Source organism: Phenylobacterium sp. CCH9-H3 (genome assembly GCF_001557235.1).
GTDB lineage: Bacteria > Pseudomonadota > Alphaproteobacteria > Caulobacterales > Caulobacteraceae > Phenylobacterium.
Genome location: NZ_LSJI01000156.1, coordinates 1 through 2,960, shown reverse-complemented (window position 1 = coordinate 2,960; position 2,960 = coordinate 1). Strand labels below are relative to the sequence as shown.

The 2,960-nt window shown below is 71.4% G+C and carries 3 protein-coding genes and 1 pseudogene; all 4 read left to right on the top strand.

The window, feature by feature from the left end; genetic code table 11:
- Positions 1-558: hypothetical protein (locus tag AX721_RS27960; RefSeq protein WP_082769856.1), on the top strand; the 558-nt coding region annotated here is incomplete at its 5' end.
- Positions 555-1,877: a Tol-Pal system beta propeller repeat protein TolB gene (gene tolB, locus AX721_RS13975; RefSeq protein ID WP_068876605.1), complete on the top strand. Its 1,323-nt coding sequence runs from the start codon at positions 555-557 to the stop codon at positions 1,875-1,877. The genes AX721_RS27960 and tolB, both read left to right, overlap by 4 nt.
- A 68-nt stretch (positions 1,878-1,945) precedes the next feature.
- Positions 1,946-2,503, top strand: a complete 558-nt coding sequence (gene pal / locus AX721_RS13970) for a peptidoglycan-associated lipoprotein Pal (RefSeq protein ID WP_068876604.1) — start codon at positions 1,946-1,948, stop codon at positions 2,501-2,503.
- Positions 2,504-2,508: 5 nt separating this feature from the next.
- Positions 2,509-2,960: pseudogene (locus AX721_RS13965) on the top strand (tol-pal system protein YbgF); the annotation flags it as partial.

Sequence of the window (2,960 nt, the reverse complement as noted above, 5' to 3'; positions counted from 1 at the left end):
GTTCCGCCGCCGCCCCAGCCGGCGCCCCCGCCGCCGCCGCCTCAGAAGGCCGCGCCGACCCCCACGCCAAAGCCGGCCACGGCGCCCGCCAAGACGCCCGCCAAGCCGGTGGAGAAGAGCTTCGACCTCGACGCGCTGGCCGCCAGCCTGAAGGCGCCCGCCCGCAACGCGCCGCAACGCCCCTCCGCGGCGCCCAAGGGTCCGACCCGCGCCGAGACCGCGCCCGTCGCGCGGCAGACGGCGGGTACGGGCCTGGCCGCCGGCGCCGCGCTGCAGGGCCTGGCCGAGGAGCTGCAGCGGCGATGGAACCCGAACTGCGACGTCGAGGGCGGGCGCGACGTGATCGTGAAGGTGAACTTCCAGATGGGCGTCGGCGGCCAGGTGGTGGGCGACGTGAAAAGCGATATCGTGGGCCCCCGCACACCCGTGTCCCAGGCCGCAGCCGAGCGGGCCGTCCGCGCCGTCTACGCGGCGGCCCCGTTCCGCGGCCTGCCCCGCGAATTCTATGGCGACCGCATCGCCGTCAACTTCAACGCACGCGAGGCCTGCGCCCGATGACTGAAGCCAAAGCCCGCAGCCGCAATCCCGTCGCGGCCCTGCTCTTCACCCTGCTCTGCGCGATCACGGCCGCCGCGCTGGCGGCGCCGGCGCGCGCGGAGATCGAGGTCAACGTCAACCGCGGCGACGTCCAGCCCCTGCCCATCGCGGTGCCGGCCTTCGGCGGCGGCCAGACCGGCGCGGACATCAGCCAGGTCATCTCGGCCAACCTGCAGCGGTCCGGCCTGTTCCGCCCGCTGGACCCGGCCAGCTTCATCGAAAAGGGCCTGACGGCCAACGTCCAGCCCCGCTTCGGCGACTGGAAGACCATCAACGCCCAGGCGCTGGTGAACGGCCAGGTGACGGTCGAGGGCGGCAAGCTGCGGGTCGACTTCCGCCTGTGGGACGTGTTCGCCGAGCAGCAGCTCCTGGGCCTGCAATTCACGGCCAGTCCCGAAAGCTGGCGCAAGGTGGCGCACAAGATCTCGGACGCGGTCTACGAGCGGCTGACCGGCGAGAAGGGCTATTTCGACACCCGGGTGGTCTTCGTCGCCGAAAGCGGCTCGCGGGTGAACCCGGTGAAGCGCCTGGCGATCATGGACCAGGACGGCGCCAACCCCAGCTACCTCACCTCGGGCGATTCCATCGTCATGACGCCGCGGTTCTCCTCGAACAGCCAGGAGATCACCTACATGTCGCTGCGGCCCGACAGCTCGACGATCTACATCCTGAACCTGGAGACCGCCCGGCGCGAAAGCCTGGGCACCTTCCCGGGCATGGTGTTCGCGCCGCGCTTCTCGCCCGACGGCGGCAAGGTGGTGTTCTCGGTCGAGCGGGCCGGCAACAGCGACCTCTATGTGATGAACCTGTCCAGCCGCACCTCCACGCGCCTGACCACGGACCCGGCCATCGACACCTCGGGCTCGTTCTCGCCGGACGGATCGCGGATCGTGTTCAATTCCGACCGCGGGGGCTCGCCGCAACTCTATGTGATGGGCGCCGACGGTTCGGCCCCGCGCCGGATCTCGGGCGGCGACGGCCGCTACACCACGCCGGTGTGGAGTCCGACGGGCGAATTCATCGCCTTCACCAAGCAGACCGGCGGGCAATTCCACATCGGCGTCATGCGTCCCGACGGTTCGGACGAACGCCTCTTGACCTCCAGCTACCTGGACGAAGGGCCGACCTGGGCGCCGAATGGCCGCGTTCTCATGTTCTCGCGTGAAACCCCAGGCGGTGCGGCCAAGTTATGGAGTGTGGATGTCACCGGGCGAATCCTTCAGCCGATGCCTTACCCCGGCGCGGGTTCGGATCCGGCCTGGTCGCCTTTGCTTAACTAGACTTGCGCCGTAATCCCGCCCGATAGACCCTGCAAACGATTTTCAATCCAAGGAACGAGGAGACGTAAATGGTCCGCAGCTTCACCGGGAGCACCGCCCTGCGCCTGGCGCTCGTCGCCACAGCCGCAGCGTCTCTCGCGGCCTGCCAGAGCAAGCCGAAGCCCACCTACCCCACGACGCCGCCCTCGACGCCCACGGCGCCCCCGACCGCGCCGCCGACGGCGGGGCCGGTCACCGGCCAGCCCACGGCGCCGCTGCCCGGCTCGGCGCAGGACTTCGTCGTGAATGTCGGCGACCGGGTCTATTTCGACACCGACAGCCACGACATCCGTGAGGACGCCCGGCCGCTGCTCGCCGCCCAGAGCGAATGGCTGCGCCGCTATCCCAGCGTGGTGGTCCGCATCGAGGGCAACGCCGACGAACGCGGCACCCGCGAGTACAACCTCGCCCTGGGCGCCCGGCGCGCCAACTCGGTCCGCGACTTCCTGGTGGGCCAGGGCGTCACCAGCAGCCGCATCTCGACCATCTCGTTCGGCAAGGAACAGCCGATCGATCCGGGCACGGGCGAAGAGGCCTGGCAGAAGAACCGGAACGCGCGGACGGCGATCGTCTCGGGCGCCCGCTAGGCCGCATGCGCCTACGCCGCCTGCCTGCCGTGTGGCTCACGCTGGCCGTCCTCGCGACGGCCGGCCCCGCCCTGTCGCAGACCCCGTTGCCGGGCGAGGGCCAACCCGACCCGCTGGACGCCCGCGACGCCCGCCGCGTGGAGCGGATGGAGAAGGTGGTGCGCGAGCTGCGCTCCATCGTCTTCCAACTGCGCGACAGCGGCCGGCCCGTGGTGGTCCAACCGGCCGACACCGACGCGCGCATGGCCGAGATGGGCCAGCGGCTCGGCGACCTGGAGGCCACCCTGCGGGGGCTGAACGGCTCGCTCGAGCGCACGAGCCGGGACCTCGACGAGGCGCGGCGCGACAACGCCGCGCTGAAGACCCAGGTGCAGGCGCTGACCGACCGCCTGGGCGCCCTGGAGGGGGGGCTCGCGGCCACTGCGCCCCCCGCGGCGGATGGCGGGGTCCCCCCGCC

What these genes read in the sequence shown, in the direction of transcription:
- tolB (WP_068876605.1), top strand. Translation starts at nt 555, where the DNA reads ATGACTGAAGCCAAAGCCCGCAGCCGCAATCCCGTCGCGGCCCTGCTC.
- pal (WP_068876604.1), top strand. Translation starts at nt 1,946, where the DNA reads ATGGTCCGCAGCTTCACCGGGAGCACCGCCCTGCGCCTGGCGCTCGTC.